The 5,442-nt window shown below is 41.1% G+C and carries 5 protein-coding genes; all 5 read left to right on the top strand.

The window, feature by feature from the left end:
• The first annotated feature begins 94 nt into the window (after positions 1-94).
• Positions 95-1,048, top strand: coding sequence for an ABC transporter permease (locus ACTF6W_RS11840; protein WP_438994756.1), 954 nt, complete (start codon positions 95-97; stop codon positions 1,046-1,048).
• Positions 1,045-1,926: an ABC transporter permease gene (locus tag ACTF6W_RS11835; protein WP_438994755.1), complete on the top strand. Its 882-nt coding sequence runs from the start codon at positions 1,045-1,047 to the stop codon at positions 1,924-1,926. The genes ACTF6W_RS11840 and ACTF6W_RS11835 overlap by 4 nt, the downstream gene beginning before the upstream one ends.
• Complete coding sequence (locus tag ACTF6W_RS11830) at positions 1,913-3,493, top strand: dipeptide ABC transporter ATP-binding protein (RefSeq protein WP_438994754.1); 1,581 nt, start codon at positions 1,913-1,915, stop codon at positions 3,491-3,493. Before ACTF6W_RS11835 ends, ACTF6W_RS11830 begins: the two co-directional genes overlap by 14 nt.
• Positions 3,494-3,525: 32 nt before the next feature.
• Positions 3,526-4,977 carry an aldehyde dehydrogenase family protein gene (locus tag ACTF6W_RS11825; RefSeq protein ID WP_438994753.1) on the top strand — a complete coding sequence of 484 codons (1,452 nt, stop codon included), beginning with the start codon at positions 3,526-3,528 and terminating at the stop codon, positions 4,975-4,977.
• Positions 4,978-5,004: 27 nt separating this feature from the next.
• Positions 5,005-5,442, top strand: a 438-nt coding sequence (locus ACTF6W_RS11820) for an SDR family NAD(P)-dependent oxidoreductase (RefSeq protein ID WP_438994752.1), incomplete at its 3' end; no start/stop codon positions are given.

The raw sequence follows: 5,442 nt of genomic DNA, 5'->3' as shown, positions 1-5,442 counted from the left end.
TGGAAAAAAGGCCTTAAAGGGATGTGGCGTAATTATCCAATTCGGTCCAATGATTTTCGCGATGTTTATTTTGAGGAACAGGAAGGGCTAATGAATGATTAGTTTTTTGTTGAAACGCTTATTTTCTTTAATTCTGACATTGTTTGTTGCAACGATAATTATTTTTATACTCATCGAGGTGGTGCCGGGCGATCCAGCAGCATTTATGATGGGATTATCAACCAATACCGACGCAGCAGATGCCCTTAGAGCAGAATTGGGTTTAAACCTTAGTGCTTGGGACCGATATTTTAATTGGATATCAGGTATGCTGGTTGGTGACTTTGGGATTAGTTATACCTACCGAATTCCTGTATCAGAATTGGTTCTTGATAGACTTACCGTTTCCTTACCACTGACAATTTATGCATTAATATTATCGACCATCATCGCTATTCCAGTGGGTGTGATCAGTGCATCAAAGCGTGGCTCATTTTCAGATACATTTTTGATGGGAACCGCTCAAATCGGTGTTGCTATTCCAAACTTTTGGTTTGCAATTTTATTGGTTCTATTATTTTCAACAACGCTGCAATGGTTTTCTGCAGTTGGGTTTGTGGGATGGGAAGCAGGATTTTTCCCTGTATTAAAATCATTGACACTGCCGGCAATTTCGCTCGCGTTGCCGCAAGCGGCAATTCTTTCGCGTGTGATGCGTTCATCCGTATTAGAAGTAATGGATGAAGATTATATCAGAACGGCGCGTGCAAAGGGACTAACCAAAAGGCAGGCATTAATTCGACACGGATTAAGAAATGCGATGATACCTGTTTTAACCATTTTAGGATTGCAGTTTTCTTTCCTCTTAGCGGGCGGGATTATTATTGAAAGTATTTTTTCATTGCCTGGACTGGGACGTCTTGTATTTCAAGCAATTGCACAGCGAGATCTAATTGTCGTGAAATCTATTGTCACTTTGCTCGTTTTGGCGGTTGTGATGATCACTTTTCTTGTTGATCTTGCTTATGCTTGGGTTGATCCAAGATTGCGTGAAAGGGGGGAAAGATGATCATTCAATTATTCAAGAAATCTCCCTTAAGTTTTAAAATTGGATTTTTTATAAGCATTGCTTATGTCATAGCTGCGCTCCTTTCTTTTATTTGGACGCCTTATGATGTTATGGCGATAAATTTGGAAAAAAGATTTATAGCCCCGGGTATAGGTCATATCTTCGGGACAGATCATTTTGGCAGGGATATCCTATCCATGATTATGGTAGGGGCAAGAAATGCAATAGCCGTATCATTAGTAGCTGTCGGTATTGGGATGATTATTGGTGTGCCACTTGGTCTATGGTCGGCGGCGACGCGTTCAACAGGCGGCCGGGTCATTGATGAAATCTTAATGCGGGGAAATGATTTGGTCTTTGCGTTTCCGTCATTATTAATGGCGATCATGATCACGGCTGTTTTTGGTCCAGGGGCAATGAATGCAATCATTGCAATTGGCATATTTAATATTCCTGTATTTGCCCGTATGTCACGTGGTGGTGCACTAGGGTTATGGGAAAAAGAATATATTATGGCAGCCAGAGTTGCTGGTAAGGGTAACGCGAAAATTTCATATGAGCATATCCTGCCGAACATTATGAATTTATTAATTGTGCAGGCGACCATTCAATTTTCAATAGCAATTATTGCAGAAGCCAGCCTTTCTTACGTTGGCCTTGGTACGCAGCCACCAAACCCAAGCTTAGGTCGGATGCTTTTTGAGGCACAGACAATGATATTTTTTGCACCATGGTTAGCATTAGTACCAGGTTTGGCGATTGTCATGTTGGTACTTGGTTTAAATCTAATGGGTGACGGTTTAAGGGATATATTGGATCCTAAATTACGTCGGAAAGAGCCCGACGGTGTGGAGGCGAAGCAAAATGTCTCTTCTTAATGTTCAGAATTTATCATTATCAATTTTTGATGCAGAAATATTGAGAAATATCAATCTTAGGATTGAAAGTGGCCAAATTGTTGCGGTTGTTGGTGAAAGCGGTTCCGGAAAATCGATGACATCCAACGCGATTATGCAATTATTGCCAGAAGGCACAAAGTCAGATGGATCAATTTGGCTTAATGATTATCAAGACCTGCTCAAAATAACTGAAGCAGAAATGTGTGAAGTGCGCAAAACGAAAATCGGAATGATTTTTCAAGAGCCTATGAAAGCGTTAAACCCTCTGGAATCCATAGGTTCCCAGGTCATTGAAGCCATTAAATTAACAGAGCCGGGATTAACGCGCATTCAATATAAAGAAAAAGCGGAAATTGTTCTTCATCGTGTAGGCTTGGAAAATAGTAGGTTTCCGCTTTCCACCTATCCCCATAAATTATCGGGTGGACAGCGCCAACGGGTTGTAATTGCGATAGCAATATCACAGAAGCCTAAGCTTCTTATTGCAGATGAACCTACAACGGCGCTTGATGTGACAACGCAGGCAAAAATCATGTCGCTTTTAAAGGATTTGATCTTGCAGGATAATATGGGCATGCTTTTGATTAGTCATGACCTTGGTGTCGTAACGGATGTTGCGGATCATATTATAATTATGAAATCCGGTGAAATTGTTGAAGAGGGACCGACGGCACATTTTTTTAATGATATTAAACATGAATATACCAAAGCGTTGTTTGCCGCCGCAATGCAAAAAGGGGCAGACAAGTTTGTAGCAGATTACGATGAAGCGGTGCTTGAAGTTAAGAATTTAAAGAAAAGTTATAAGCTATCCGGCGGCGAAACATTAAAAGCGGTCAATAATGTTAGTTTTAAAATAAAACGCGGTGAGAATTTAGGATTAGTAGGAGAAAGTGGCTGCGGGAAATCGACGCTGAGCCGCTGTATATTGGGTGTAGAGCCTTTTTCAAGCGGTGAAATTTTGATCAAAAATAAATCTTTTACGGGACAAAAAGAATTGAGAAAGCATATCAATATTGTTTTTCAAGACCCATACGGAAGTTTTAATCCACGTCATAAGGTTGCAAGATTGGTTGCAGAACCTTTTTATGCATTATCACATTCATTGTCTAAATCGGAAATTAATGAAAAAGTGAAAGACATGCTTAAGCATGTTGGTTTATCTGCAAGTGATATGGATAAATATCCCCATGAGTTTTCCGGTGGACAAAGACAGAGAATAGCCATTGCGCGGGCACTTATAACGGAACCGTCCGTGGTGCTCTTAGATGAGGCAACGTCTGCATTGGACGTATTGATAAGAGAGCAAATATTAGAATTGCTTGAAAAACTCTCGGATATGCTAGGAATTTCATATTTATTTATTTCACATGATTTATCAACGGTTCGTAATATCACGGACAGAATTCTCGTGATGAAAGACGGAATTATTGTAGAAGAAGGTGCGACTGCAGAAATATATGAAAATCCACAACATCCATATACAAAAGCATTGCTAGATGCAGCGCCTGATATTACAAAGACAGTTAGTAAATTAAAGGCCTAAAAATATAAAGCCAAAGTAAAAAGGACTGCCATATGAAATTTTCATTTGAAACCGACAAAATTCTAATTGCGGGTAAATGGCGAAATGCTGAAAATAATGAAACTATTGATGTATTTAATCCCTCAACCGGCGAAGTTTTATGCAAAGTTGCGCGTGGTTCAGCAAAAGATATTGATGAAGCTGTTTTAGCAGCGCAAGCGGCAATGGATGGTGAATGGGGAAGGATGACGGCGCTTGAGCGAGGTCGCATATTGACCAAAATTGGTGAAAAGATCAAAAAATATGAAGATGAATTGACCGAAATTGAGAGTCATGATGTTGGAAAGCCATTTAAACAAGCCCGCGCAGATGCAATTGCCATGGCGCGTTATTTTGAATTTTATGGCGGTTCTGCCGACAAGGTCATGGGACACACTATTCCTTATATGGAAGGATATACCGTTTACACACTGCGCGAGCCGCATGGAGTTACAGGGCACATTGTTCCTTGGAATTATCCAATGCAAATTACCGGCCGCTGCGTCGGTGGCGCACTGGCAATGGGAAATACATGTGTGTTAAAGCCATCAGAAGAAGCATGCTTAACGGCATTACTTTTCGCACGTATCGCAGAAGAAGCAGGGCTGCCAAAGGGTGTGTTAAATGTCGTGCCGGGTTTCGGAGCGGAAGCAGGAGCAGCATTATCATCACATCCAGGTGTACATCATATTTCATTTACAGGTTCGGTTGGTGTCGGAAAGCTTGTGCAAAAGGCCGCAGGGGATAACATTGTGCCTGTGACATTAGAGCTTGGCGGAAAATCACCGCAAATCGTTTTCGATGATGCCGATCTTGATGCAGCATTGCCGTTTTTAGTGGCGGGTGGTATCCAAAATGCGGGACAAACGTGCTCTGCGGGAACAAGAATACTTGCACAAAGCGGTATTTATGAGAAATTAATTGAGATGATGTCCGAGAAATATAAGGCGCTTCAAGTAGGAAAGGCCACTGATGACCTTGATGTTGGGCCATTAATTTCCGCGAAACAATTAAATACAGTAAAAAGCTACATTGAAGCGGGTGAGAAAAGCGGTTTAAAAATAGCGGCGCAAGGTAGCATTGTTTATGATGCGCCTGAAAATGGCAACTATGTAAGTCCAACCTTATTTAGGGACGTATCAAACGATCATAAATTAGCCCAGGAGGAAATATTTGGCCCCGTTCAGGTGGTTATACCGTTTGATAGCGAAGAAGAGGCCATTAAAATAGCCAATGGAACCGAATATGGCTTAGTGACTGGGGTATGGACACGTGATGGTGGGCGACAGTTACGCATGGCGAAAGCTGTGAAAGCAGGCCAGCTATTTATCAATAATTATGGTGCAGGGGGTGGTGTCGAATTACCATTTGGCGGCATTGGAAAGTCTGGTTTCGGTAGAGAAAAAGGATTTGAGGCACTTTACGGGTTTTCTGTTCTTAAAACGGTCGCTGTAAATCATGGATAATTTACTTTAAGAAAGCATTATAAATAAATGAAATTAAATAAAAAAATTGCAATTGTTACTGGCGGCGCATCCGGTTTTGGTGCAGGAATTGTTAAAAAATTTGCCGAAGAGGGCGCTATAGTCGTTATTGCGGACCTAAATATTGCGCTTGCAACGTCGCTCGCAGATGAAATTGACGATAATTCACTTGCGATTGAAGTTGATGTTGCGAATGGCGAAAGCGTTAAGTCCATGGTGGATAATGTCATGGAGAAATATGGCACTATTGATATTGTGGTAAATAACGCAGGAATTGGCCATATTCCGCAACCTCTTGATGAATTATGCGAAACTGTGTTTGATAGAATTTTTGAAGTTAACGCAAAATCCGTGTTCAATATGGCACAATTCATTGTTCCTATTATGAAAAAAGCGGGTTCGGGAGCCATTTTAAATGTCGCAAGTACGGGTGGTGTAAGCCCGCGT

It is taken from the genome of Pseudemcibacter sp. (genome assembly GCF_965661635.1).
In the GTDB taxonomy this organism is placed as follows: domain Bacteria; phylum Pseudomonadota; class Alphaproteobacteria; order Sphingomonadales; family Emcibacteraceae; genus Pseudemcibacter.
This window is presented reverse-complemented; position numbering and strand designations above follow the sequence as displayed.